Source organism: Dactylosporangium sucinum, from assembly GCF_014647515.1.
GTDB lineage: Bacteria > Actinomycetota > Actinomycetes > Mycobacteriales > Micromonosporaceae > Dactylosporangium > Dactylosporangium sucinum.
Window position 1 is genome coordinate 38730 of sequence record NZ_BMPI01000051.1, and the last position, 24607, is coordinate 63336.

23 protein-coding genes and 4 tRNA genes are annotated in these 24607 nt (G+C 74.0%); 17 read left to right on the top strand and 10 right to left on the bottom strand.

From position 1 onward, the window contains the following. Nucleotides 1–45: 45 nt before the first annotated feature. Nucleotides 46–939: a Gfo/Idh/MocA family protein gene (locus tag IEZ31_RS38885; protein WP_190255113.1), complete on the top strand. Its 894-nt coding sequence runs from the start codon at nt 46–48 to the stop codon at nt 937–939. Between the two features lie 15 nt (nt 940–954). On the opposite strand, the gene IEZ31_RS38890 is transcribed toward IEZ31_RS38885, so the two are convergent. After that, nucleotides 955–4356 (bottom strand): SCO7613 C-terminal domain-containing membrane protein, encoded by a 3402-nt coding sequence (locus IEZ31_RS38890; RefSeq protein WP_190255114.1) that lies wholly within the window; start codon nt 4354–4356, stop codon nt 955–957. A gap of 107 nt (nt 4357–4463) precedes the next feature. Here IEZ31_RS38890 and IEZ31_RS38895 point away from each other — a divergent pair, with 107 nt between their 5' ends. Beyond that, on the top strand, nt 4464–4766 hold the full coding sequence (locus IEZ31_RS38895; RefSeq protein WP_190255115.1) for a hypothetical protein: 303 nt from the start codon (nt 4464–4466) through the stop codon (nt 4764–4766). 3 nt (nt 4767–4769) lie between these two features. Here the strand turns inward: IEZ31_RS38895 and IEZ31_RS38900 are convergent, their stop codons facing one another. The 3 genes from IEZ31_RS38900 to ung all read right to left on the bottom strand — a co-directional run bounded on the left by IEZ31_RS38900 (nt 4770) and on the right by ung (nt 8377). Then, nucleotides 4770–5408: a response regulator gene (locus IEZ31_RS38900; RefSeq protein WP_190255156.1), complete on the bottom strand. Its 639-nt coding sequence runs from the start codon at nt 5406–5408 to the stop codon at nt 4770–4772. 1038 nt (nt 5409–6446) lie between these two features. Beyond that, nucleotides 6447–7700 (bottom strand): MacS family sensor histidine kinase, encoded by a 1254-nt coding sequence (gene macS / locus IEZ31_RS38905; RefSeq protein ID WP_190255116.1) that lies wholly within the window; start codon nt 7698–7700, stop codon nt 6447–6449. A gap of 2 nt (nt 7701–7702) precedes the next feature. After that, on the bottom strand, nt 7703–8377 hold the full coding sequence (gene ung / locus IEZ31_RS38910) for a uracil-DNA glycosylase (protein WP_190255117.1): 675 nt from the start codon (nt 8375–8377) through the stop codon (nt 7703–7705). A 338-nt stretch (nt 8378–8715) separates the two neighbouring features. On the opposite strand from ung, the gene IEZ31_RS38915 reads away from it, so the two are divergent. Then, entirely contained in the window at nt 8716–9861 is a 1146-nt protein-coding gene (locus IEZ31_RS38915) for a hypothetical protein (protein ID WP_190255118.1), read from the top strand. Here the strand turns inward: IEZ31_RS38915 and IEZ31_RS38920 are convergent. Together IEZ31_RS38920 and IEZ31_RS38925 are read right to left on the bottom strand one after the other, a co-directional pair. Next, the gene (locus IEZ31_RS38920) at nt 9827–10456 is read right to left on the bottom strand and encodes a class F sortase (RefSeq protein WP_190255119.1); all 630 of its coding nucleotides are present in this window, start codon (nt 10454–10456) and stop codon (nt 9827–9829) included. The genes IEZ31_RS38915 and IEZ31_RS38920 overlap by 35 nt on opposite strands. A gap of 452 nt (nt 10457–10908) precedes the next feature. After that, a complete protein-coding gene (locus IEZ31_RS38925; RefSeq protein WP_190255120.1) occupies nt 10909–11241 on the bottom strand; it encodes a hypothetical protein in 333 nt (110 codons plus the stop codon). Nucleotides 11242–11260: 19 nt separating this feature from the next. Between IEZ31_RS38925 and IEZ31_RS38930 the strand changes: the two genes are divergently transcribed. The 4 genes from IEZ31_RS38930 to IEZ31_RS38945 all read left to right on the top strand — a co-directional run bounded on the left by IEZ31_RS38930 (nt 11261) and on the right by IEZ31_RS38945 (nt 14904). Then, entirely contained in the window at nt 11261–11509 is a 249-nt protein-coding gene (locus tag IEZ31_RS38930; protein ID WP_190255121.1) for a hypothetical protein, read from the top strand. Nucleotides 11510–11766: 257 nt separating this feature from the next. Then, nucleotides 11767–13050: a citrate synthase gene (locus IEZ31_RS38935; RefSeq protein WP_190255122.1), complete on the top strand. Its 1284-nt coding sequence runs from the start codon at nt 11767–11769 to the stop codon at nt 13048–13050. 124 nt (nt 13051–13174) lie between these two features. Further along, complete coding sequence (locus IEZ31_RS38940) at nt 13175–13840, top strand: hypothetical protein (protein WP_190255123.1); 666 nt, start codon at nt 13175–13177, stop codon at nt 13838–13840. Between the two features lie 284 nt (nt 13841–14124). Then, complete coding sequence (locus IEZ31_RS38945; protein ID WP_190255124.1) at nt 14125–14904, top strand: hypothetical protein; 780 nt, start codon at nt 14125–14127, stop codon at nt 14902–14904. A 22-nt stretch (nt 14905–14926) separates the two neighbouring features. Here IEZ31_RS38945 and IEZ31_RS38950 read toward each other — a convergent pair whose 3' ends face one another. Together IEZ31_RS38950 and IEZ31_RS38955 are read right to left on the bottom strand one after the other, a co-directional pair. Beyond that, nucleotides 14927–15301: an STAS domain-containing protein gene (locus tag IEZ31_RS38950; protein ID WP_229836305.1), complete on the bottom strand. Its 375-nt coding sequence runs from the start codon at nt 15299–15301 to the stop codon at nt 14927–14929. Between the two features lie 47 nt (nt 15302–15348). Next, the gene (locus tag IEZ31_RS38955) at nt 15349–16314 is read right to left on the bottom strand and encodes a sodium:calcium antiporter (RefSeq protein WP_190255126.1); all 966 of its coding nucleotides are present in this window, start codon (nt 16312–16314) and stop codon (nt 15349–15351) included. Nucleotides 16315–16617: 303 nt separating this feature from the next. Here IEZ31_RS38955 and IEZ31_RS38960 point away from each other — a divergent pair, with 303 nt between their 5' ends. From IEZ31_RS38960 to IEZ31_RS39005, 10 genes are all read left to right on the top strand, one after another. Next, entirely contained in the window at nt 16618–17700 is a 1083-nt protein-coding gene (locus tag IEZ31_RS38960; protein ID WP_190255127.1) for a hypothetical protein, read from the top strand. Nucleotides 17701–17804: 104 nt separating this feature from the next. After that, the gene (locus IEZ31_RS38965) at nt 17805–18221 is read left to right on the top strand and encodes a response regulator (protein ID WP_190255128.1); all 417 of its coding nucleotides are present in this window, start codon (nt 17805–17807) and stop codon (nt 18219–18221) included. Between the two features lie 77 nt (nt 18222–18298). Then, nucleotides 18299–18916: a hypothetical protein gene (locus tag IEZ31_RS38970; RefSeq protein ID WP_190255129.1), complete on the top strand. Its 618-nt coding sequence runs from the start codon at nt 18299–18301 to the stop codon at nt 18914–18916. A gap of 77 nt (nt 18917–18993) precedes the next feature. Further along, on the top strand, nt 18994–19143 hold the full coding sequence (locus IEZ31_RS38975) for a hypothetical protein (protein ID WP_190255130.1): 150 nt from the start codon (nt 18994–18996) through the stop codon (nt 19141–19143). A gap of 67 nt (nt 19144–19210) precedes the next feature. Next, a tRNA-Trp gene (locus tag IEZ31_RS38980) sits at nt 19211–19283 on the top strand. A gap of 168 nt (nt 19284–19451) precedes the next feature. Continuing rightward, on the top strand, nt 19452–19895 hold the full coding sequence (locus IEZ31_RS38985) for an HNH endonuclease (RefSeq protein WP_190255131.1): 444 nt from the start codon (nt 19452–19454) through the stop codon (nt 19893–19895). Between the two features lie 147 nt (nt 19896–20042). After that, nucleotides 20043–20128, top strand: a tRNA-Ser gene (locus tag IEZ31_RS38990). A 12-nt stretch (nt 20129–20140) separates the two neighbouring features. After that, a tRNA-Arg gene (locus IEZ31_RS38995) sits at nt 20141–20214 on the top strand. 10 nt (nt 20215–20224) lie between these two features. Beyond that, nucleotides 20225–20310: transfer RNA gene (locus IEZ31_RS39000), tRNA-Ser, on the top strand. Between the two features lie 192 nt (nt 20311–20502). After that, nucleotides 20503–20841, top strand: a complete 339-nt coding sequence (locus IEZ31_RS39005) for a YciI family protein (protein WP_190255132.1) — start codon at nt 20503–20505, stop codon at nt 20839–20841. Here IEZ31_RS39005 and IEZ31_RS39010 read toward each other — a convergent pair. Further along, nucleotides 20826–21734 (bottom strand): glycosyltransferase family 2 protein, encoded by a 909-nt coding sequence (locus IEZ31_RS39010; RefSeq protein WP_229836306.1) that lies wholly within the window; start codon nt 21732–21734, stop codon nt 20826–20828. The two genes, IEZ31_RS39005 and IEZ31_RS39010, sit on opposite strands and share 16 nt — an antisense overlap. Before the next feature lie 77 nt (nt 21735–21811). After that, nucleotides 21812–24379, bottom strand: a complete 2568-nt coding sequence (locus IEZ31_RS39015; RefSeq protein ID WP_190255133.1) for a hypothetical protein — start codon at nt 24377–24379, stop codon at nt 21812–21814. Between the last annotated feature and the right edge of the window lie 228 nt (nt 24380–24607).

The following is a 24607-nucleotide window of genomic DNA, read 5'->3' on the forward strand; positions in this document are numbered from 1 at the left end:
GCGGGGCGGGCGCGGGCGTCCCGCCGGCTCGTGGAGAATGGCCGCGTGCGATTCGGAGTGTTGGGTACGGGGCATTGGGCGCGGGCGACGCAGGCGGCGGCACTCGCCGCGCACCCGGATGCGGAGCTCGTCGGGGTCTGGGGGCGCGATCCGGAGAAGGCGGCCGGGATCGCCGCCGAATACGGGGCGAGCGCGTATGCCGACGTGGACGCCCTGCTCGCCGACGTGGACGCCGTCGCCATCGCGTTGCCGCCCGACGTGCAGGCGGAGCTGGCCATCCGGGCGGCCCGGGCCGGGCGGCACCTGCTGCTCGACAAGCCGCTCGCGTTGACCACCGAGTCCGCCGACGCCGTCGTGGCGGCCGTCGAGGAGACCGGGGTCGCCTCCGTCGTGTTCTTCACCAACCGGTTCGTGCCCGCCGTCGACGCCTTCCTGCGGGAGAACGCGGCGCTCGGCGGGTGGTACGCCGCCCACGGCACCATGTATGCCTCGATCTTCCAGCCGGGGAACCCCTACGCCGGGTCGGCCTGGCGGAAGGAGCACGGCGGGCTGTGGGACCTCGGGCCGCACGCGCTCTCGGTGATCCTGCCGCTGCTCGGGCCGGTCGTCGACCTCTCCGCCGCCGAGGGGCCGCGCGACACCGTCCACCTGCTGCTGCGGCACGAGGGCGGGGCCGCCAGCACCCTCTCGCTGACGCTCGACGCCGCCCCCGACGCGCTGTCGTTCGGGTTCTCGTACTTCGGGGAGCACGGCGCCACGACCCTCCCCACCTGGGACACGACCGCCCTCGGCGCGTTCGGCGCGGCCGCCACGGCGCTCATGGAGGCCGCGGCGACCGGCACCCCGCACCCGTGCGACGCCGCCTTCGGCGCTCAGGTGGTGCGCGTGCTGGCCGCCGCCGACCACGCCCGCCGCACGTCGACGATCGTCGCGCCGTAGCCGACCGGGGCCGGGTCAGCGCATCCGGCCCACGGCGGAGCGCAGCCGGTCGAGGTCGCGGCGGCGGCGCTCGTAGGTCGTGGCCAGCGTGACCAGCACCAGGCCGGCCACGGCGAGCGGCGCCCAGCGGGGCAGCAGGTCCCAGTAGAGCGCGACCTCGTGCACGGCCAGGACGCCGAGCACGACCCCGCCGACCACGAACGGCGCCTGCAGCCGCCACGCGGCCCCGCCCACGACGACGGCCAGCGCGACCGCGCCGAGGACGAGCCGCCGCAGCGGCGCGCCGTCGCCCACGAAGACGAGCGCGAGGCTGGGCGCGAACCCGGCGAGCAGCCCGGGCGCGAACGCCACCCAGCTGGTGACGGTGGCGTTGCGCGAGCTGACCACCCATCCGGCGGCCACGGCGAGCGCGCCGGCGGGCACCGTGTAGGCCTCCGCCACGTCGACGCCGTTCGCCGCCAGCACCAGCCAGTACGCGACCAGCTCCGCACCGGTGGCCGCCCCGGCGAACCATCCGCGCGGCCCGCCGGCCAGCGCCCGCAGCCCGAGCGCGACGCCCCAGAGCCCGGCGATCCCGGCCATGGCGCCCGGGTTCCCGATCGCGAGCAGCACCGCGACCAGGGCGGCGGCGTGCGCGGCGACCTCGACGACGAGCGCCTCCCGCCGGCGCTCGGCGCCCGTGCGAAGCCGCGCCACCGCCCGCGCCACCAGCAGCAGGAGCGCGGCCGCGCCGAGCACGGCGTACGCGGTCCAGCGCAGCGGCAGGTCGGCGGCCCGCCCGGCGGCGAACGCCAGCCAGCCCGCGGCGACCGCCGCGACCAGCCAGCCGGCGACCCGCGCCCCGGACCGCTGCCCGGCGACCCCCGCGACGGCGGCGGCCACCACGATCGCGCCCAGCGCGGCGAGCGTCGCGGCCTCGGTCGGCAGGCAGCCGGCGAGGCCCGCGCCGGCCGTCAGCCAGCAGGTGACCGCGCCGACGTTGACCCGCAGCGGACGCACCGCGGCCAGGACGCCGGTGACCAGGCCGCCGGCGAGGGTCACCGCCGGCACGACGGGCCACGGCGCCGCGACGGCGACGCAGGCGAGGACGGCGGCGAGGGTCAGCGGGGGTACCGCCACCGACCGGACCGGCAGCCGGAAGCGCCGGGCGGCCAGCAGCGCCGACGCCGCCAGCAGCAACAGCCCGGCCGCGGCGGGACCGGCCCGCAGCGCGGGGACGAACGGTTCGAGCGCGTCGCCCGGCCCGGTGCCGAGCCCGACCCCCGACGGGGCGCCGCGCCAGACCGCGGTCAGCCACTGGTACGGCCGGAACACCACCACGAGCACCGCCGGCACCACCGCGACCAGCGCGGCGAGCCCGCCGACGACCGCACCGGGCAGCCAGGCGGCCGCGGCCCACCCCGGCGCCGCCCCGCCGGCCTCCGCCGGCCGCGGTTCCCGGACCGGCCAGAGGCAGAGCAGCGCGGCGGCGGCGAGGACGCCGAACGGGGTACGGCCGCCGTCCGTCGCCGACACCGTGACCGCCGCGATCGTCAGGCCGGCCACCGTCACCGACACGGCGAGCGGGCCGGCGCCGGTCGCCAGGCGGCGGCCCAGCAGGACGGCCGCCGCCGTGCCCAGGAGCAGGCCGGCGAACGCGGCCAGCAGCGGCGGCGGCACGTCGGCGACACGTGCGGTACCGCTGACGACCCAGCGGCAGGCGGCGGCGGCCGCGACGGGCAGGAGGCCGCACGCCGCGACGGTGGCCGGGAGGCTGAGCGGGCGGTCGGCACCGCGGGCCGCGACCACCGCGGACACCGCGGCGACGACCACGGCGGAGGCGAGCGTCAGCGGCGCGGTGGCCAGGCCGGTGAGCAGCAGGTGCAGCGCCACGACCGGCAGCGCGACGGCGGCGCCGCGGTCCAGGCGGAGCGCGACGGCGGCCAGCGCGACGAGCAGCGCGGCGTCCACGAGCAGGACCGCGGCGAGCGGCGTCGTCCAGGCTTCCGGTGCGGAGAGGGCGACGGTGACGACCGTGGCGTACCCGGCCGCGCGGTGCCGGACGAGCAGCGCGACGGCGGCGCCGAGGACGGCGAGGGCGGCCGGGACCTGCCAGTCGTACACCGCGTCGATCGTCCCCGCGTGCGCCCGCCAGGCGGGCAGGGCGGCCTCGACCGCGATCGCGGCGCCGCCGACGGCCCCGCCCGCGAACGGCAGCGCCGTCACGCCGGCGACGACCAGCGCGCCGATCCATCCGCCGCGCCGGACCCGGCCGGGCAGCACGCTCGAGGCGACGGCGACCAGCGCGGCGACGAGCGCGAAGCCGAGGTACCGCTGCCCGGGCGCGGCCTCGGCGACCAGCCGCATCCCGGCCGCGGCGACGAGCCCGGCCGCGACGCCGGTCGCCACGTGGGCGGTGACTCGGTTGAGCAGGCCGGTGGCCACGACCAGCGCCGCCAGCAGGAGCGCGCTCGCCGACGCGCGGGCGGCGGCGGGCACCCCGTCGGCCGTGGCGAGCGCATAGAGGAGCGGTGGCAGCACGACCAGTGACGCGCAGCCGGCCAACGCCCAGGCGAGGATGTCGACGGTACGGGCGAGCAGGACGTTCACCGCCGCCAGCGCGACGAACACGGCCGCCCAGCCGGCCGGGCCCAGGCCGCGGTCGGTGACCAGCAGCGGCAGCACCGGCTGGAGCGCGAGGACGGCGGCGAGGCGCGGGCCGCGGAGCTTGGTGGCGGCCGCGTACCCGCCGCCGATCGCCGCCGTGACCAGGCCGACCAGGCCGGCGAACGCGCTGGGGCGGATGGCGTCGGCGAGGCCGACGAGGTTGACGTACCAGGCGGCGTACCCGTCGAGGACCACGAGCAGCAGGCCGAGCGCCGCGAACGTCTCGGCGGTGCCGCGCAGGTCGCGGCGCAGGGCGACCAGCGGGACGGCGAGCGTGACGAGCGTGACGGCGGCGAGGATGGCCGCCCGCCCGATGACGCCGAAGTTGGCCCACGCGACGGCGGCGAAGACGACGGCGGCGCTGCCGAGGAGCAGTCCGCCGAGGATGAAGAGGAGGTTCTGGACCGTCCGCGGGCGGGCCTCGGGCCGGGGCGCCTGCTGCCACGGCGGCGCGGCGGGCGGCGGTTGCACGGCCGGCCGGGGTGTTGCGGCCTCGGTTCTGCCCGCCATGGCGACCGCCTGCCGGACCCGGGCGGCGAGCAGGTCGCGCTGCGACTGGGCGGCCGTGAACCGCTGGACCGCGGCGCCGTAGCGGGTCCGCGCCTCGTCGAGCTGCGCGCGGGCGCCCTGCACCTCGCGGTACAACTCGATCGTGCGCCCGTTGAGCCGCAGCACCTCGGCGGCGTCCGGGTAGGCCGGGCGGCCGCAGCCGGAGCACCCGGCGTCGAGGTCGGCCGGCGCACCGCAGAACGGGCAGGGATAGGTCACCATGGGTCACAGCATGCGGCGGTACCGCCGGCTTCAGGATCGTCCGGCGTACTCAACTTCGCCTGAGTACGTCCTTCCGGTCCACCCTGCGGGACGGCATGCTTGGCGGGATGCGGTTGCTGACCGAGGCCGAGTACCGGGCGACGATGGAGCCGGAGCCGATCCAGATCGGGCCGGAGGACGAGCCACCCTTCGACTTCTGGCCCTACTTCGACGAGGTCCCGGAGGAGGACCTGGGCGGCCACGACTTCTCCGAGGGCAGCGTGACCTACGCCTGGCACATGCCGCGCGGCAACCGCCAGCACGTGCTGGTGAACTGCGAGACCCCGAACGTGTTCCTGGTCCTGGTGCTGGACCTGTCCACCGAGTCGGTGCTGGGCCACTACCTGCTGGACATCTACGGCGTGGCGTGAGCCTCACCCGTCCTCGTCGAGCCCCCGCTCGATCGCATACCGCACCAGGTCGACCCGGCTGTGCAGCTGCAGCTTTCCGAGCGTGTTCTGCACATGGTTCTGCACGGTCCGGTGCGACAGGACCAGCCGCTCGGCGATCTCCTTGTACGTGACCCCCTTGGCGACCAGCCGCAGCACCTCGGTCTCCCGCTCGGTGAGCCGCGGCGCCTCGGGGCCCTCCGCGCGGGTGACGCTGGCCAGCCGCCGGAACTCCCCGAGCACCAGCCCCGCCAGCCCCGGCGTGAACACGGGATCGCCCTCCGCCGTCCGCCGCACCGCCGCGAGAAACTCCTCACGCGCGGCGGACTTGACAAGGTACCCCGTGGCGCCCGCCTTCACGGCGTCGAGCACGTCCTGCTGCTCGCCGCTGGCCGACAGCATGAGAATCCGGGCGTCCGGGCAGCTGGCGAGAATCCCCTGGATAACCTGGGTCCCGGGCAGGTCGGGCAGCTGCAGGTCAAGGACGACGACCCCGGGCCGCACCGACCCGGCGATGCGCACGGCCTGCGCCCCTTCCCCAACGGCGGCCACAACCTCATACCCGGCCTCGGCCAGATCCCGAGCCACCCCGTCACGCCACATGGGATGGTCATCGACAACCATCACCCGCAAGGCCGCACGCCCATCCACCCCTGCACCCTAACGGCGCAGCCACTCCCACCGGCGCCCGCCCAGCTCCCATGATCGTGGGAACCATCTGGCGGCCGGGGGCCGGCCATTCCCTTCCCACGGTCATGGACCTCCCCGAGCCGCCGGCGCCCGCACCCCGATGCACCCGCCCCGCGGCGCCCTGCCGTCAGCGCTCGGTGCCCGACTTAACGGAAATGTCGCCCAAGCGGCGACGGATAGCGCACGGCAGAAACCCGTCGCGCCGCCTGGCGCCATGATCGATGGAGAGTCCTGGTCGCCATGGCAGCCAGAACTCTCCATCGATCATGGCCCTCGCCAACCACCTCGCCACCTCATCGCAGCGCTCGGCCGGGGGTGACCACGCCCACACGGACAGGCGTCGTTCCGATGCCGCAGAACAGAGCATCAATCCCGACCCCGAGATCCAGCCCCCTCCCGACAGCCGGCCCAAGCGAACGGCACCCGGCCGGCCCAAGCGAACGGCACCCGGCCGGCCCAAGCGAAGGCGGCCGGAACCAACCCTCGGGCGGCGGCCCCTGGAGCGCGCGGCCGGCGTGGCCGAGCCGGTGGCAGCGGACCCGAGCCGGTGGCAGCCGATCCGAGCCGGTGGCGGTCGGGCCGCACGCGTGGCGGGCTGGCCGGTTCGGCGCCGGCCGCACCCGAGCCCATGGTGGTCGCACGGACCGTGCGGGGCGCGCTGGCGTCAGCGCCGACCGGAGTCGTCCGTTGAGGGCTGCCGCTGGAGCGTGTCGGCGTCGCGGCCGAGCCGGTGGCGGCCGAGCCGGTGCAGCCGAACCGAGCCAGCGGCGGCCGAGCCGAGCCGGTGGGAGCTGAATCGAGCCGGTGGCGGCCGGGCCGCACGCGTGGCGGGCTGGGCCGAGTCGGCGCTGGCCGGACCCGAGCCCGTGGCGGCGGCCGCATTGAGCGTGCTGGCGGCGTGGCCGAGTCGGTGGTGGCGTGGCCGAGTCGGTGGCCGGGGCCGGGCCGGCGGCGGCGCCCGTGGGTGAAGCCTCAGCGTGGAATGTGCAGCTCCACCTCCGTCCCCGCGCCCGGCCGTGACGTCACCGTCACCGAGCCGCCCAGGTCCCGGATCCGTCCGCGGATCGACTGCGCCACTCCCAGCCGCCCCGCCTGCTCGGCCTCGGCCAGCCGGTCGGCCGGCATGCCGGCCCCGTTGTCGCGGACCGTGACGGTCACGCCATCGGGGAGCTCCTCCAGCAGGAGCCAGACCTGGGCGTCCGGGCCGGCGTGCCGGTGCGCGTTGTCGATCGCCGCCGCCACCGCCGCGGCCACCTCGGCGGCCACCGGAGCGGGGAGCAGCACCGGCGTGGCCGGCGCGGCCACCGTCACGCCCGCGGCGGCGTGCGGCTCCAGCAGGGTGCGCAGGTCGGCCCGCTCGGCGCCGGCGGGGGAGAGGTCGGCGGGACCGTGCGGCCGGACGCGGGCGGAGGAGCGCGAGCGCACCGCCGGGCGGATGTGGGCCGGGCGGATGTGGGGCGTCTGCCGCACGCGCGCGCCGGAATCGGGCGCGGGTGCCGCCAGCGGGCCGCTCGACGACACCAGGGCGCGCAGCGTGGCCTCCTGCTCGCCCGCCAGGCGGCCCAGCTCGGCCGCCTCGCCGCCGAGCTCGGCGCCGCGGCGCTGGACCAGGGCCAGCACCTGCAGGACCGAGTCGTGGATGCCGCGCGCCAGGCGCTCGCGCTCGCGCGTCGCGGCCTCCAGCTCGACCGCGCGCTGCAGGCGGGCCTCGGCGTCGATCGCCAGCCGGGCGATGTGCCCGACGCCGACGCCGACCAGCAGCATGAGCACCGGGCCGTTGGCCGTGGCCTGGCTGAACCCGTTGCGGACGACCACGTCGGCGACGCCGAGCAGGAGGGCCGCGATCGCGCCGCGGCGCCGGCCGCCGGAGATGGCCCAGGCGACCACCGGAGAGGCGACCCACGCCATCGGCAGCGTGGGGGAGCCGACGCCGAGGCCGTCCGGGTTGACGATCCAGCGGGACGCGAGCAGACAGCCGCCGGCCACCGCGAGGTCGGCCGCGAGCAGGGGCCAGCCCCGGTGCTCGGGTCGCGCATACGCCAGGCTGGCCACGACCGTCCACGCCGCCATCACCGCGATGACCAGCCAGCCGCCCGGGGGCCAGGCATACTCCCGGAAGTTGTTCACCATCAGCACCGCCGCGTAGCCGAGCGCGGCGATGCGGAAGACGAGCAGCGCCCGCCAGAGCGGACCCTCCAGGCCGGACACCGGCCCCCCGCGGATCATCGTCAGGCCCAGTGCACGGGCGGCAGGCCGGCCTCGTCGAGCGCCGCGTTGACCTGGCTGAACGGCCGCGAGCCGAGGAAGCCCGCCGGGTTCATCGGGCTGGGGTGCCCGGCCTCGATGATGCGATGCTGCGAATTGGTCACCAGCGCCGCCTTCTTGCGGGCATAGCTGCCCCACAGCACGAACACGACCCGCCGGTCGAGCGAGTCGAGCGCCTTGATCGCGGCGTCGGTGAAGTGCTCCCAGCCGCGGCCCGCGTGCGACGCGGCCTTGCCGGCGCGGACCGTCAGCACCGCGTTGAGCAGCAGGACGCCGTCGGCCGCCCACGGGGTCAGGTCGCCGTTGGACGGCGGGGTCACCCCGAGGTCCTCGCGCAGCTCCTTGTAGACGTTGCGCAGCGACGGCGGCACCGACACGCCCGGGCGCACCGAGAAGCTCAGCCCGTGGGCCTGGCCCTCCTTGAAATACGGATCCTGGCCCAGGATCAGCACCCGGGCCTGCTCGGGCGAGCACAGCCGGAACGCCGTGAACAGGTCGGGAAGCGGCGGATAGACGGGGCCGGCCGCATACTCGGCCTCCACGAACGCCTCCAGCTTGTGCACCACCTCGAGGTCGAGATGCGGCTTCATCAGGTCCCGCCAACCGGCGGGCAGCAGTTCCAGCAGATCCAACGACATGCCCGGCACTCTACGAAACCGGTACGACAAAATCCGGCCGGGTAACGTCGAGCGGCCGACATCGAAGCGCGGCTTCTCGCACGCGGGCGGGGCAGAGGTCGCTCCCGTCGACGCGGTGCATTCTGGACGAATGCCCGCACGTCGGGCCGGGGAGCCGGGAGACTGGACGGGTGACACACGTTGGACCGGTGGGTGGGGGCAACGAGCCGCTGACCGTGCTCTGGGCCTGGCGGCAGGCGAATCTCGAACAAGCCGCCCACGAGCGCCCACCGGCGCCCGGACGGCCGCGTCAGCGGCAACAAGATCGTCCGCAGGACAGTCTTGCACAGGACGGGCCGGTGGACGGGCCGAAAGCGGGCGATCAGGGGTACCTTTCCCAGCTCCAGGCGAAGCTGCGCGAGCGCGCCGACCCGCGGCGGATCGTCGAGCGACTCGCCGGCACCCCGCCCAAGCGGCGCACCGTCCTGCACGCCGCCGTCGCCCACGACCCCGCGGCGGCCGAGCGCGGCTTCGCCTGGCTGCTCGAGCACTTCGACCAGCCGAGCGCCGTGGTGCCGGCCCTGGCCCCGTACGCTCCGGCGCTCGACGCGCTGACGGGCGCCCGGGGCCGGCAGTTCGAGCTGTTCGCCGAGTCACTGCTCGACGCCGTCCGGGCCGAGGGGGAGTGGTCCGACGACGACGAGCTCGCCTGGCGGGACGCGTGGCGCTTCGCGGTCGGCTGGCTGCGCCAGGGCGCCCAGTTGTTCCACGGCGAGGCGCCGTTCTGGACCGGCACCGTCCTCGCGCACGACCGGCGCCGCGACGACGTGGCCGTGCTCACCGTGCGCACCGACCTGCCGTACCCCTTCCGAGCCGGCCAGCGCGCCATCGTCGAGGCGCACCAGGTGCCCGGCGCCTGGCGGGCCTGCTGGATCGGCGACCCGCCGGCCGAGGACCACCGCATCGAGATCCACGTGCAGGCCCTCCCCGGCGACGACGCCACCGGCGTCCTCGTGCGCGACACCCGCCCCGGCGACCCCATCCGCCTCCACCGCGCCGAGGGCGACTTCGTCATCGGGAGCGGCTCCGCCGGGGCCGTGCTCGTCGTCGCCGAGGACGTGCACGTCACGCCGGTCAAGGCCCTGCTGTCGGGGCTCGCCGAGCGGGGCGACGAGCGCGTGGTACACCTCTTCTGGGGCGTCTCCGTCCGCGACGACCTCTACGACCTGGAGTCCCTGCGCGAGCACGCCGCCCGCTGCGCCCACGCCACCGTCCACCCGGTCGTCGCCCGCGGCCCCGCCCACCCGTACCTCAGCGGCTCCCTGGCCCAGGTCGTCGTCGACTTCGCCGAGTGGACCTCCCACGACGTCTACCTGAGCGGCTCCCCCTTCGCGGTGGGCGTCCTGCGCACCATGCTCCTCCAGCGCCGCGTCGCCGGGCAGCGCATCCACACCGTCACCCTGGAACCGTTCACCGCGGACGCCACCCCGTCATCGTCGCGGTGACGACGGTGTTCGCGAGGTAGCTGCGCTGGCGCTGGTCGAACGTCCCCCCGCACGTCACCAGCCGCAGCTGCGCCTTCGCCGCCGGCCCGTACACCAGGTCGGCCGGGAAGTCCGTCTTCGGGAACATCCGCACCGAGTCCACCCGGAAGCTGACCGCCGACCCGTCCGCCCGCGACACGCTGACCTCGTCCCCGACCTTGAGCCGCCCCAGCTGGTAGAACACGGCCGGCCCGGTCGCCGCCGTGTCGACGTGCCCGACCAGCACCGAGTTGCCGGCCTCCCCGGGCGTGGGCCCCCGCCGGTACCACCCGACCTCCTTCGGCGTCGCCAGCGGCGGCGCCTCGAGCATCCCGACCTGGTCGACGTCGACGTTGCGCACCGGCGCGTCGACCCCGATGGCTCCGACCGCCAGCCGCACCGGCACCGAGGCGGGCGCCGTGACCGCGGCCCCGATCCCGGCCGACGCCCCGGCGGCCGTCGGCACGTACGGCGGCGCCGTCCCGGCGAAGGACGTCCCGATGAGCGAGACCCCGCACACCACGGTCGCGATGAGCGCCAGGGCGGTGGTCCCCCGCCAGGATCCGTCCGGCCGCATGAGGAACCGCTCGCCCCGCCGCCGAGCATGCCGGTGTACCGCGGGCGCCCCGCCCCGGCGCCGCCCGCCCGCGTGGCGCCCGGCACCCCTGCTCGTTGGCGCCGCCGGCCCACCCCCGGCAAACGGCCCGGCGTCACCGGCGGCGTGCCGCCCGCTCCCGTTCATCGTCGGGGGCCGTGGCGGCCAGGCCACCTGCGACTGCGCCGCCGCCCATCGCTGCGGCGGGTCCGTGCGCCATGCCACCCCCGGACTCGTATGACGGATATGTCCGTAATATCCGGCGGGAACGAGCGCCGCGGCCGCCCCGCCGGCGCCCACAGGCGAGCGTCCCGCGGAGACCGGCGCCGGCGGCACCGCGCCCGGCACCGGCGCCGGCGGCCAGCTGCCCATCGGCGGTCCCGGTGCCGTCCGGGTCGGGGCGGTGGCGCGGGCGTGGCGGCTGCGGTACGCGGTCACGGCAAGCCGTCGGGCCGGCGGCGCAGGATCAGCGCCCCTGCCGCGCCGATGACCAGCATGCCGCCGCCGGTGGCCATCAGGGCCCGGTTCACGCCGCGCGAGGTCGAGCCGCCGCCCGCCGGCACCGCGCCCGTCGGCGAGACGACCAGCTGGACGACCGACGAGGTGCCGTCGGCGCAGTCCAGGCTCACGAGGAACGTCCCGGGGCTGATGGTCGTGGGGATGGTCACCGACACCGAGAACACCCCGCTGGTCGTGCCCGGCGTCATCGGGATCTGCGCGTCGAGGCCCAGCACGGTGCCCGCGACGTCGGCCGAGCGCACGCCCACGGCGCAGACGATGCTGAACGTGACGCGGCCGCCGGGCTGGGTCGTCTCCGGGCTGACCGACCCGATCGGGCTGGCCGGCGAGACCGTCGCCGTCGGGGAGGCCGAGGTCGAGGCCGAGGCCGAGGCTGAGGGCGAGGGCGAGGCCGACGCTGACGCGCTCGGGTCGGCCGCCGCGGCGCCCGGCAGCACGAGGAGCGCGGTCACGCCGCCCAGCGCGGCGCCGCAGAGCATTCGTCGCATGGGTTCATTGGCCGGGAACCCCGGGTGAACGCTCGACACCCCGGGCGGGCGAACACAGCGGCCAGCGGGCGTCCACGAAAAGATGGCCTGGTTTCACCCACGATGGGACGATGAAGTCCTGGGGTACGGCGCGGTTACGAGTAGGAAATGTCGCAGTGACGCGCCCCGGCTGCCGGTGGGACGGATGCATCTGGAATCCTGCCGGTCGGCGCCATAAGCGCCGGTCGCGGGCAATGGCGGCCGCGGCCATGAGCCGGACTGCGGGACGAGACGGGAACGACGCGCATGAGTGAGTACAAGATCACCTATTCGGACGGCGAACTCGATCTGCCGGTACGCAAAGCGACCGAGGGCCCCGGCGGTCTCGAGATCGGCAAGCTGCTGAGCAACACCGGTCAGGTCACGCTGGACACCGGCTTCGTCAATACGGCCTCCTGCGTCTCGTCGATCACCTACATCGACGGCGACGCGGGCATCCTGCGCTACCGCGGATACCCGATCGAGGAACTGGCCGAGAAGTCCACCTTCCTCGAGAGCTCCTACCTGCTCATTCACGGTGAGCTGCCGACCACCGCGCAGCTGGAGGAGTTCACCGACCGCATCCAGCACCACACGCTGCTGCACGAGGAGATGCGCCGCTTCTTCGACGGCTTCCCCCGCGACGCGCACCCGATGGCGGTGCTGTCGTCGGCCGTGAGCGCGCTGTCCACCTTCTACCAGGACAGCCTCAACCCGTTCGACACGGAGCAGGTCGAGATCTCCACCATCCGCCTGCTGGCGAAGGTGCCGACGATCGCGTCGTACGCGTACAAGAAGGCCATCGGCCAGCCGATGCTCTACCCCGACAACTCCCTCGGCTACGTCGAGAACTTCCTGCGGATGACCTTCGGCGTGCCCGCCACGCCGTATGAGCTCGACCCGGTGCAGGTCAAGGTCCTCGACATGCTCCTGCTGCTGCACGCCGACCACGAGCAGAACTGCTCGACCTCCACGGTCCGCCTCGTCGGCTCCAGCCAGGCCAACCTCTTCGCGTCGGTGTCCGCCGGCGTCAACGCGCTCTTCGGCCCGCTGCACGGCGGGGCCAACCAGGCCGTGCTGGAGATGCTCCAGGAGATCCACACCGACGGCGGCGACGTCGGCGCGTTCGTCCGCAAGGTCAAGAACAAGGAGGCCGGCGTCCGGCTGATGGGCTTCGGCCACCGGGTCTACAAGAACTACGACCCGCGCGCGGCCCTCGTCAAGAAGGCCGCCCAGGACGTGCTCGGCCGCATGGCCAAGCCCGACCCGCTGCTCGACCTGGCCATGCAGCTCGAGGAGATCGCCCTCGCGGACGACTTCTTCGTCTCCCGGAAGCTGTACCCCAACGTCGACTTCTACACCGGCCTCATCTACAAGGCCATGGGCTTCCCGACCACGATGTTCACCGTGCTCTTCGCGCTCGGCCGGCTCCCCGGCTGGATCGCCCAGTGGCGCGAGATGATCAACGACCCGGAGACCAAGATCGGCCGTCCGCGGCAGGTCTACACCGGGTACGGCGCCCGCGATTACGCCCCGATTGCCGGTCGGTAAAGACCCGCAGCGCCAACCGGTTCTTGCTCGTTTGTCTACTTGACGGAGATCGACCCCGGCTGTCTCATACATGAGTCTGTCTGGGGTCGTTGTCCGTTTTATCGACAGGAGCAAACTGAGCCAAATGAGCGCGCCAACGTTGTCGCCGCTGCTGACCGCCGCCGTGCAGGACCGGACGTCCGGTGCGACCGGCGTGGCCAGGCAGGTCCTCGACGGTCTCGCCGAGTTCGTGCACGACCCGCCGGCGCTGCGCACCGTGGTCGCGCCCCTGCCGGGACTGCTGCCCGGCTACGCCTCGATGTGGCACATCGCCCGGGCCGCCAACAGCGCCGACCCGGGGCCCGCCCTGCGTGCGATCCGCGATCAGCTCGACACCGACGTCGAGCGGAGCGTCGCGACCGCGACCCGGCTGATGCACCAGCGCGGCGGCTGGGCCCGCACCGCGCCGAGCAGTGCCCTCGTGAAGGCGGTCGTCGCCGGCCTGCCCGCCGGGACCGTCGACGTCCCCGGCACCGAGGGCCTGCAGCCGGTCACCGGCCTCGCCGGCGCCGACGCGATCAGCCCGACCCGGGTCCTCAACATCAAGGGCACGCTCGCACTGGCGCGCAGCGTCCCCACGATCGTGGTGACCACCTCGCTGAAGCTCGTGCCCGAGTCCGTCTTCGGCGGCCTCGGCTCGCCGCTGTTCGAGCGGATCCCGCTCGACGCCTTCTGGGCGGTCGTCCTCGACGGCGAGCTGCTGACCCCGGCCGAGGTGTCCCGGCGGGCGGCCCAGCTACCCGCCGGATGATGTTGCACCGGTAGTGCGCCGGACCCGTTGCGCCACTGCGGTTCTGTTCGATCGTGTGCGGATCTGTCCTCCACAGTGGACACTTCCCGAACGTCGCCAAGACGGCACGATTTAGGGGCTGTGGAGCGGCGCGCGGTGGAGTACATTGCGTGGCAACCCAAGGACAGCCGGGGCCGCCGCTTCCCCCGTGGCGGCGGCCCCGGCCTTTGCCGTGATGTGGGGTTTCGCGCGCCCGCCGGTGCCCGCAGGGTTTCGCGCACGTCGATGCGGGAGAAGACTTCGCCATGACGACCGTCCAGATCCCGCCGCGCCACGCCGCGCCCTCCGGCCCGCCGCCGCGCACGGTCTGGCTCATCGGCGGCATGATCGCGCTGGCCGTGGTGGTCCTGGCCGTCGTCGCCGTTGTTGTGTACCGAACAGGTCCGCAAAACCCCGCCGACGCCCGCGACCACGTGGTCAGCGCTCCCGCGGCGGGTCGCGACGCGGCCGTGCTCGACCTGCTCAGCGGCGCCACCGCGGTCACCGTCAAGGCGGCCGACCTCGGCGACCGGCTGTTCGAGGCCGAGACCCCGCGCGACGGCCGGCTGGCGCCGCGGGCCAAGGTCACCGACGACGGCGTGGTCCAGTTGACCCTCGACGGCGACAGCGGCGGCCCCGGCGGCGCGGCCGTGGAGGTCCGCCTCAACCGCGGCGTCCGCTGGACGGTCCGCTTCACCGCCGGCGCCAACGCGAGCACCGCCGACCTGCGCGACCTCGGCAACCTCGCCGCGGTCGAGTATGTCGGCGGCGTCGCCGCGGTGGACCTGACCCTGCCGGCCGCGCACGGCACGGTGCCCGTCCGCCTGTCCGGCGGCGCGAACACGGTGGCCCTGCACGCCCCGAAGGGCACCCCGGTGCGGGTCCGGGCGGGCGGCGGAGCGGGTGCGGTGACCCTCGACGGCGCCGGCAACAACGGCGTCGCGGCCGGCGCCACGTTCGCGTCGGCGGGCTGGGACGCCGCAGCCGACCGTTACGACCTGGACGCCACGTCGGGCGTCGGCACGATCACGGTCGACCACATGTAGGACGCAGGAACGGGGCGGGCGGTCAGCCACGCTCCGGAAGGCTGATGACGCCCGCGCCGGAGACCGGGGCGTCCTCGGGCAGCTCCGGCAGGCCGAACAGGTCGGTCAGGCCGGTCACCTGCAGCAGGCGGTGCACGAACGGTGACGGGCTGCTCACCACCATCACGCCACCGTGCTCGCGGGTCTTGTTGTTGATCGCGACCAGCGTCCCGATGCCGATCGAGTCCATGAACGGGACCCGTCGCAGGTCCACGGTCAGCGTCCGGGGCCGGTACGCATCCACGGTGTCGAGGACCACCGACCGTAACGCCCCCACGGTGGCCGCTTCCAGCGGCCCGAGCACTTCCACCACGATCGTGCTGTCCGGACCGTCGTCGGAGCGGTGAGTCCGGACCATTGCGTCGCCCATTCGACCCGCGTACCCAACCGGTCGAAGAGGAAACGTCACGGATTCGCGGAGATCAACAGTGGCAGGATCGCGGCGTACGCGCACAGCAGCACCGCCGCCTCGGGCCGGGTGATCCGGCTGCCCCGCTTGAGCAGCAGCCAGGCCAGGGCCGCCGCCAGCACCATCGCGGTGACGGCCGCGAAGCCGAACGGCGCGATCGTGTCGCCGCCCGCCGCCAGGCCCACGACCGCCCCGCCGATCAGGCTGTTGAACAGATTGCTGCCGAGCAGGTTGCCGACCATGAGGTCGCCCTCGCCGCGCCGCTGGGCCTGCACGGACGTCATCAGCTCGGGCAGCGACGTGCCGACCGCCACGAGCGTGAAGCCGATGACCGTGTCGCTCACGCCCCACCGCGACGCGAGCGTGCTGGCGTTGGCGACCAGCAGCTGGGCCCCGCCGAGGGTCGCGGCCAGGCCGAGCAGCGTCCGGCAGGCCTCGACCCACCAGCGGTCGGGCGGCGGGGACGGCTCGACGAACGCGGCCACGTCGTCCGGGAGCGGATCATCCGGCGGTACCCGGGACAGGCGGCCCAGCAGGAGGAGCGCGCCCAGGCTGAGCGCTGCCAGCAGTACCCCCGCCACGAATTTCATGCCGACCAGCGCGAAGGCGCCGAAGACGGCGACGGCGGCCACCATCAGCGGGGCCTCGCGCACCGGCACCGACGAGCGGACCAGCACCGGCGAGACGATCGCGACGACCCCGAGGATCAGCGTTACGTTGAGGATGTTCGATCCGACGAGGTTGCCCAGCGCGAGCCCGGCGTTGCCCTGCACGGCGGCGGTCCCGGAGACGACGAACTCCGGCGCGCTGGTGCCGAGCCCGATGACGATGACCCCGACGATCACGGGCGCGACCCGCAGCACGGTGGCCAGCCGCCCGGCCCCGACGACCAGCTGATCGGCGCCGACGGTGAGCAGGGCCAGGCCGGCGATGCCGAGCACGACCACCAACAGGGTCGACATCCGCCTCCTCATCGCGTCGCGCCCACCTGGCTGGACACCATACCGGCCGGCCCGTCGCGGCCCGGCCGGGCGGTCGCGAAACCCGAAATCGTTTCCGGGAGTTTCAGGCCCCCGCACGGCTGGCGGAAACGCCCGGCGGGCCTTACAGTTTTCATCGAGACCGGCGTCTTCCCCCGTGGATGCCGGTCTCGCCCATTTCCGGGCCCTCCACAGTGGACGACCCGCTGTGCGACGACACTGTCGGGCGTCGCAAGAGTTTGGCGCCGCACGATAGGTTGGCCTCCTACGGAGGGAGGGGTCGCTGTGCAGTGCCCGCGCTGCGGAGCCAACGGAATCGACGCCCAGGGATTCTGCGCCAACTGCCGCCTCTTCCGGGGCGTGCCCGGCCCAGCCCAGCCACCGGCCCAGCCCGGTGCGCCCGGCCGGCCACCGACCCCCGCCAGCGGTCCCCAGCCCACCAACGGCTACCCCGCCACCTCGGCCCAGCCCGCCGGCCCGGCGACCCCCGGCCCGGCGACCCCCGGCCCGGCCGGGGCGACCGGCGCGTTCCCCGCGGCGGCCCCGGGCCCGGCGACCGGAGGGGTCCCCGCGGCGCCCGCCGGCGGCCCGTTCCCGGCCGCCTACGGCCGGTCGCCGACGAGCCCCTTCCCGCCCGTGCCGCCCACGTCCGGCGGTGGCTACCCGCCGGGCCATCCCGGTGTCCCGGCGCCAAGGCCGCGCAACCCGCTGCTCATCCCCGGCCTGATCTTCGGCGTCGTCGCGCTGCTGCTCGTCGGGGCCGTGATCGTCTACGCGGCGACGTCCGGCGGCGAGGAGGACGCCCTACCGGCCGCCGCGCCGTCGGTCACCTCCTCGGCCTCCGCGGCCGCCAGCGCGAGCCCGGCCGTCACCGCCGGCCCGTCCGCCACCGCGACGGCGGAGCCGTCGGCCAGCGCGTCGCCGAGCGCCTCGGCGGCCGCCGACGCCGCCTGCGTCTATGGCGTCTGGCTGGAGGAGCAGCACGACGAGCAGGTCACCGTGCTCAACACCGGCGTGTTCCCGTTCCGCAGCAGCGGGACGTTCCAGCGGTACAGCGACACCGGCCGCGCGGTGTTCGACTACGGCAACGGCGTGCACCTCACCGGCACCAACGGCACCAGCACCTTCGACTACGTGTTCAGCGGGTACATCAGCTACACGTTCAAGGTAGAGAACGGCATGGTCGTGTACGGCGACCCCCGCCCCAACGGCACCGAGACGTTCTTCCGCAACGGCGTGCAGGACTACAGCGGCAAGCTGCTCGCCCGGGTCCCGCAGCCGATGAAGATCAACTGCGGCTCGGTGGCGATGAGCCTGACCAACCCGGCCATGACGGTCCAGATGAGGCGGACGAGCAGCGCGCCGTGACCCCTGAGGCCGGTGGGGCCGCCGGTGCGCCGGCGGCCCCACCGGGGTTTCCTTCAGGATCTGTGGGCCCCCGCCGATGGGCAGTGCGGAGAGGGGAAGCCTGCATGGACACCAAGCTCGCCATGGTCATCGACGATTCGCGTGCGATGCGGGGCATCCTGAAACGGATCCTGCTGCCGTTGGGCTTCGAGGTGCGCGAAGCCACCAACGGCAAGGACGCGCTCGACCAGATCTGGGACGACGACCTCCAGCCCGGGCTGTCGCTCATCGACTGGAACATGCCCGAGATGAACGGCCTGGAGTTCGTCATGGCCGTCCGCAAGCAGAAGCACCTCCGCCAGATGACGCTCATGATGGTCACGACCGAGAGCGAGCACGGCCAGATCGTGCGGGCGCTCGCCGCGGGCGCGCACGAGTACGTGATCAAGCCGTTCACCGCCGAGGCGATCGTGGACAAGCTCAACTACCTGGGCGTGGTGCCGATGGCCCCCGAGCCCGCCCCCGCCGAGGCCTCCGCGTAGCCGATTGCGGAAACGCGCGCCCGTGTCGGTCCGATAGGCGACGGAAGAACCCCACCCCTGGCCGTACCGTGCGACACATGACGATCGACTTCCCGCACGGCTGGTGGGGCACGGACCTGGGCAGCGCCCGGGCGAGCATGGGCACGTACGAGCTCTACCCCACGGAGAGCCTGCCGGTCGTCGACGAGTCCTGCCACGAGGGGACGTTCGCCTGGCTCGTCCCCGGCGCGCCGCACGACCCGCTGCGGGCCATGGAGGTCGGCGCCCTGTCCCAGCACGTCGAGCTGCCGGCCGCCTTCAAGCGGTTCATGAGCAGCCAGGTGCTCATGGACGCCATCCCGTCGTGCACGGGCTGCGACTTCGACCTCGCGCCCCGCCCGGTCCCCAGCCCGGTGGAGCCGACCGCCCAGCTCGTGCGCTTCCTCCGCGACCAGCAGGACGCGGTCATCTGGTACCTCTACCTGCGCCCCGGCGAGCAGCCGTTCGTGATCGCCTCACCGTGGCTGCTGGAGATCGTCGGCCTGGAGGAGGTCGATCGCGCGACCCTCATCGCCAACATGGTCCGCGCGGCCGACGGCTTCGAGCAGTTCATCCACCGCTTCTGGCTGGAGAACTCGCTCTGGTTCAGCGTCAACGAGGGCGACGAGTCCACCGACGAGATGAACCTGTACCTCGCGCATTACACCGCCGCGTAGTTAATCTCTTGCCGCCGTCCGGGCCGGGTCGTATCTTTGAATACGTCAACGGCACGCCGGCAAGGAAAGGACCACCGATGAACGGGCACAAGGAGCGATGGCTGACGGCGAGCGCGCCGCTCGGTCGAGCCGCCCTGTCCCGCAGTTGGCGGTCACGTCCCGGCTTCGCGCTGGTCAGCGCCCTGACCGGTGAGTTGTCGCTGCGCTCCGGACGGTGGCGAGGCTAGGTCCAGCCTGCCTCGGTAGCCGCCCGGTGAGCATCGGGCGGCTTTTTTCATGCACAACCGGACACATACGGGTGTAGCTCAATCGGTAGAGCACCGGCCTCCAAATCCGACGGTTGCGGGTTCGATTCCTGCCGCCCGTGCATTGCATTGTTGTTTGACAATTCCATTCGGTACACGCCGCGGTAGCCCAATCGGCAGAGGCGCCCCGTTCAAAGCGGGATCAGTGCGGGTTCGAGTCCCGCTCACGGCACGCAAGATCGTTTGGTGCAACACCTGGAACTCGGTACGACAGGAAGGGAGGAGGCCCGGTGACCGCGGTTCTCGTTCTCAACGCCGACCTCGGACCCCTGCACCGGGTCTCACTCCGCCACGCCGTCCGCATGCTGCTGCGTGAGGTGGCCGTCGTGCACGAGGCGGAGCCGGACCGGTTGATCGGGGTCTACCCGCTCCCGCGGGTGGTGCGGCTCGTCAGCTACGTGGTGACGCGCTGGCGCTTCGGCGCCGGGCCGGCGTGGTCGCGCGCCGGCGTGCACGCCCGCGACGGCCGCCGCTGCGGCTACTGCGGGCGCGAGGCCATGACCATCGACCACATCCTGCCCCGCTCGCGGGGCGGGCGGAACACCTGGAAGAACACGGTTGCGGCCTGCACGGCCTGCAACCAGCGCAAGGGCGACCGCACCCCCGCCGAAGCGGGCATGGTGCTGCGGGTCCAGCCGTCGACTCCGACGTGGGCCGCACTCGCCCGGCGCTGAATCGGGCTCGGCGGGTCCTTCCTACCGCCCGCCGAGCCCCGCGCGCTCACCCCCGCGTCGATCTTGCACTTGTGGTGCCAGGACAGCCCGAGAATGTCCCGGTTTGTCAGGCACCACAAGTGCAAGATCGACGCGGAAGGGGGGGCTGGAGAGTTGGCCGAGAGGTAAGGCTGCGGCTTGCTAAGCCGTCGACGGGGGGAGACCCCGCGGGGGTTCGATCCCCTCACTCTCCGCGTCACACCCATGCCCTTGTAGCTCAGCGGATGAGAGCGCCTCGCTACGAACGAGGAGGCCGCAGGTTCGAATCCTGCCAAGGGTGCGCACGACCGGGGGAGGCCAGCCGATAGGTGCCGGCACCCGTCTCGAAAACGGCGTTGGGTTCACGCCCGTGTGGGTTCGACTCCCACCCTCCCCGCAACCAGCACCACCATCGCCGGACCGACCGCGCGAGCTCGCCCATGCGCCGGTCCGCCTCGCGCCGCTCGGACTCCGGCTGTTCACCGCTCAAGTGCACCGAGGGGTACATCGTCATCTCCAAGAAGATCGGGTTTGTGGAGACGACGTTCCTGCGCGGTCGATTTCGACAGTTGCCGTTCGTCGGAGATGCATGAAGTACCTGATGCTCATCTGCGACGACAACCCCGACGAGCCGAGCCCCGACGACATCGTCGCCTCGCCCGATTTCGTCGTCTGGGAGGCCGACATGGCACGGCGCGGCATCGTGCACAAGGGGCAGCGGCTGCGGCCGGCCCGCTACGCCCGCACGGTCCGGGTGCGCGACGGGAAGGTCATCGTGACCGACGGGCCGTTCGCCGAGACGCGCGAGCAGATCGGCGGGTTCGAGCTGGTCGAGTGCGCCGACCTCGACGAGGCCATCGAGTGCGCGGCCGGTCACCCGGCCGCGCCGTGGTGGTCGGTGGAGATCCGGCCCTATCTCGACGTCTGACGGGGCGGCCCGAAGGCATACCGCGTGAGCACCCGCACGCTGCTCCCGCTGCGCTGCTTGGCGGCCGCCGGCAGCATCGTCAGGGCGTGGATGCGCGACGACAGGTGCCAGCGGGCCGCCTTGGCCGCCCGGGGCCAGCCGTGCGCCTCCATGCGCGCCGCGGCGCCCAGGAAGAAGTTGCGGGCCTCGCTGAACCGGTTGCCGGTCACGGCGGACGACGCGGACAGGCTCTCGCCGTGGCGGCGGTACTGGAAGCAGAGCGTGTCGTCGGCGACCAGCGAGCCGCCCCGCACCACCAGGTTGAGGATGAGCGCCAGGTCCTGGATCACCGACAGGGTGGCGTCGAAGCCGACCGCCTGCATCTCCGAGGTGCGCCAGGCCAGCGACGGGAAGTACAGCCAGTTGCCCCGCAGCAGGCTCACCGCGAGCTCCTCGCCGGTCATCACCAGCGTCCCCGCGAACTTGGGTGCGTACACGCGCCGTTTCGTCGAGTCGACCAGGGTCTTCACGACGGCGCCGTCGGCGTCGATCACCTCGACGCCCGGCTGGACGAGCACCGCGTCCGGGTGCGCCTCGACCAACTGGTGGACGCGCGCCACGTAACCGGGCAGCATCACGTCGTCACAGCCCATGATCACCATGAACGGCTCGGTCGCCCGGTCGATGCACTGCTGAAAGTTCCGGGTGATCCCGAGGTTCTCCGGGTTTCGGTGGTACCGCACGCGCGGGTCGTCCAGCGCCGCGAAGAACGCCGGCACCTCCTCGTGCCGGCCGGCCGGGTTGTCGTCGAAGACGGTCAGCCGCCAGCGCTCGTCGGTCTGGGCGAGCACGCTGTCGACGGCGAGCTTCAGCAGACGCAGGTCACCGTAGTGCGGCAGCATGATGTCGAGCACCGTGCGATCCTAAACAATCCTCCTGAATACGCCGACGGCCCGTCCCCCTGTGGGGACGGGCCGTTCGCGGTCGATGGTCAGTGCCGGGCGCGGCGCGGGCCGGCGGGCGGCTGGCCGGCGGCGGCGCGCCGCTCGGCCTGCTGGTCCGGCGACTTCGGGTCCTCGTCCCACGCCTTCGCGCGGCGGATCTCGTCGAAGAACCCGAGCAGCCGGTCGAGCTCCTGCGTGCTCGTCTTGTCGTCGGCGCGGGTCGTCTTGCCCTTCTTGCTGTGCGAGCGGATCTCCCGGCCGGTGTTCGGCGACGAGTTCTCGTCGCGCTCGTCCTCGCCGTCGTCGTGCATCGGCGCGCGCTGCGCCGGCATGCGGCCGGTCGCCTCGTCGTGGTGCCGGCTCGGCGGGACGGGCAGGTCGAAGTGGTGCTCGTCGTAGTTGGGGGCGTCGAAGCTGTACCCCTGCTGCCCGTTCGGCCCGGGCGCGATCGGCTGGTCCTCGCGGTGGAACGTGCGCGGCGGGGCGACGTGCAGCTCGGGGTGCATCGGCGGGTGCCCGTTGGGACCGTGGCCGTTCAGGTACCCGTTCTGTCCGTTGCCGTTGTGGCCGTTGCCGTTCTGTCCGTTGCGGGGCGGGCCGGCGTAGCCGTTGGCCGGCGGGAACGCCGACGTCGCGTCCGCCGGGTGGCCGCCGTGCGGGCCGGCCGGGTGGCGGCCGTTGCTCGGGCGGTGCGCGCCGTTCGGGCTGACCGGCGCGAACGACCCGGTCGCCTCGGCCGGCGGGAACGCGCCCGTCCGCGGCTCGGCCGGGAAGCCCCCGGTGCGCGGCTCGGCCGGGAACGCCCCCGTGCGGTCGCGGTCCACGGGCGGCATGGCCCCCGTGCGGTCCATCGGCGGCAGCGCGCCGGTGCGGTCGGCGGGCGGCAGCGCGCCGGTGCGGTCGCGGTCCACCGGCGGCATGGCCCCGGTGCGGTCGACGGCGGGCATGGCGCCGGTGCGGTCCATGGGCGGCAGGGCGCCGGTGCGCGGCTCGCGCGGCCCGTGCTGCGCCGCGAACCCGTTGGTGCGCGGCTCGTCGTACGGCCGGTCCTCGTGCGGGCGCTGCCCGTACGTCGTGCCGCGCTCCTCGTACGCCGGGCGGGACACCGTCGGGTGCGCGCCGGACGGGTGACCGTTGGCCGGGCGGCCGTCGACGAGGTACGGGCCGTTGGCGTCGCCGCGGCGGCTCCGCCCGTAGGTCGCGCCGTTGTCGACCGCCGGGAACGAGCCCGTGGTGGTCGTCGACGCCGGGTATGCGGGCAGCGCCGAGGACGGCGTGTGCGGGGTCGGCCCGACCAGCTCGACCTCGCCCGGCTCGGGCAGCGAGTCGCGCAGCGCGGTGGCGAGCACGAAGACGGTGGGAGCGGCGCCCCGCGGGACGGCGATGTACGCGCGCTTCCGCGCGTCGATCGGCAGCTTCTCCAGTACCTCTGAGATCATGTGACCGGGCGGCGGCACCTCGGCCGCGTTGGGCGCGCCCACCACGATCGCGCAGCGGTTCACGTCGACCGGCAGCCCGCGGATCCAGTCCGCCGGGTCGGTCAGGTGCTCCGGGCGGATCCACAGGCCGGCCTGCACGACCTCGAGCACCCAGCCGCTGCCGAGCGAGAACGTCGCCGCGCCGGCCGGGTCGTCGAGCAGGTCGGGGCAGGGGTTGACCCAGTCGACCGCGCGGGGGGCGCCGTTGCGCGGGGCGTGCCAGAGCTCGCGGGCGAACGTGCGCCAGCGCGGCAGGCCCTTCTGGTCGATGGTGACGACGGCTCGCTGGCCGGCGGGCGCGCACAGGGGTAAACCGGTGCGCACATGCACCGCGCGGCCCAGCACGTCCGCCACGACCGGCCCCACCGGACCGTCGGCCAGCGGCTGCTGCCCGTACGGCGTGATGACGCAGCGGTCGGCGGCGAGCGCCGGGATCGCGGAGACGGCGTGCGCGAACTCCTCGCGGTGGAGCGGCTTCTCGCCGGGGTGCGACAGGATGAGCGACGGGTGCGCGTGGTCGGTCGGCACCGAGAAGGCCAGGTCGGTGACGGCGCCGACGCGGCGGCGGTGCAGCCACAGGCCGGCCGGGATCTGGTCGAGCACCAGGTCGCCGGGCAGTTCGGGCAGCTCGGCGCTGAGGTCGGCCTCCCACGCCGGGGCCGGGAAGCGCCAGCCCACGCGCACCGGGTTGGTGCCGGTGCGGAAGCGCCAGAAGCCGCCGGGGCGGTGCTCGCCGCGGCCGATCGGCGCGAACAGCGAGCCGCCGGGGACGCCGAGCAGCGGGCCGGCGGCGGCGATGACGTCGATGCCGAGCCGCATGGAGATCATGTGGGCGGCGGCGGGCCGCTCGTTGGTGGCGCAGGCGCCGTCCCAGGCGACGAAGCGCATCGCGCTGAACCCGCGAGGGAGACCGTTGGCCAGGACCTCGGCCAGTTCCTCGACCATCGCGGGCTGCAGCTTGACCGTGTGCGAGCTGATCACGACAGCGCACTCGGTGGAACCGCCGTGGGGGGAGACCACCAGCTGGGCGGCGCCCGGGCTCGGCTCGTCACCCGAGTGGACGACCGCTCCGGCACCGAGCCAGGAGACCTTCATGCCCGGCCAGTGGCGCAGCAGGACCTGCATCGCCGTGCTCATGCGGACCTCTCAGAACGCAGGAAACCCGAGCCGCTTTGCGGGGGCACGACTGCCGGTCGCGGGGCCACGACTGCCGGCGGCCACGATGGGACCAGCCGGTCCGGCGTGCTAGCTGCGAACGGGCAGCACGTAGTCAAGATCGCCCTCCGTCGGGTGTGCCACGAGCGGAGCGATACGGAGGGGGTTCCGCACCGATCACCGCAGGGCGGCTCTGCCGGATCGTACCGC